The sequence below is a fragment of the Vibrio sp. Vb0888 genome, from assembly GCF_033338835.1.
GTDB lineage: Bacteria > Pseudomonadota > Gammaproteobacteria > Enterobacterales > Vibrionaceae > Vibrio > Vibrio alginolyticus.
In genome coordinates, this window is record NZ_JAWOTL010000222.1 from 1 (window position 1) to 1,177 (window position 1,177).

Below are 1,177 nucleotides of genomic sequence, written 5' to 3' on the forward strand. Positions count from 1 at the left end.
GCATTGCAAACACTGACTTCAGCTATCAACGAAAAGATCGATTGGCAAGCACGTCGTAAACAAAAAACCTCGCCACTGACACTCAGCAAGCTAGAGTCGATGATGAGCTTCACGATGGCAAAAGGCCTAGTGGCACAAAAAGCAGGTCCACACTACCCTGCGCCAATGACTGCAGTTATTACGATTGAAGAAGGCGCACGCTTTGCGCGTAACGAAGCACTCGACATTGAACGCAAATACTTCGTTAAACTCGCGAAATCAGAAGAAGCCAAAGCTCTGGTTGGTCTGTTCCTCAACGACCAATACATCAAAGGCATCGCGAAAAAAGCGGCGAAATCAGCAAGCAAAGACACTGAGCGAGCAGCGGTATTAGGTGCAGGCATCATGGGTGGTGGCATCGCTTACCAATCTGCGCTGAAAGGCGTGCCAGTATTGATGAAAGACATCGCCCAACCATCTCTCGATTTAGGCATGACCGAAGCGTCTAAACTGCTGAACAAACGCCTTGCTCAAGGTCGTATCGACGGCTTCAAGATGGCGGGAATTTTGGCATCAATTACCCCAAGCCTACATTACGCAGGCATCGAAAATTCAGATGTGATTGTTGAAGCCGTTGTCGAAAATCCAAAAGTAAAAGCAGCGGTACTGAGCGAAGTCGAATCGCACGTTGGTGAAGACACCGTCATTACATCAAACACATCGACGATTCCAATCAACCTATTGGCACAATCACTTAAACGCCCAGAAAATTTCTGTGGTATGCACTTCTTTAACCCTGTGCATCGCATGCCTTTGGTTGAAATCATCCGTGGTGAGAAAACTTCTGATGAAACCATCAACCGCGTAGTGGCTTACGCAGCGAAAATGGGTAAATCCCCAATCGTCGTGAACGACTGTCCGGGATTCTTCGTCAACCGCGTATTATTCCCGTACTTTGGCGGTTGCAGCATGTTGCTTCGTGACGGTGCAGACTTCACTAAAGTCGACAAAATCATGGAACGCAAATTTGGCTGGCCGATGGGCCCGGCGTACTTGCTTGATGTAGTCGGCATCGATACTGCGCACCACGCACAAGCGGTGATGGCAGAAGGTTTCCCTGAGCGAATGGGAAAACAAGGTCGTGACGCGATTGATGCTCTATTCGAAGCCAACAAATACGGTCAGAAGAATGGCAACG

1 protein-coding gene is annotated in these 1,177 nt (G+C 48.7%); it reads left to right on the forward strand.

Annotated features, from left to right (window positions below; all coding sequences use genetic code 11):
* Window positions 1-1,177: 3-hydroxyacyl-CoA dehydrogenase NAD-binding domain-containing protein (locus R7P72_RS25170; RefSeq protein WP_318110981.1), on the forward strand; the 1,177-nt coding region annotated here is incomplete at both ends.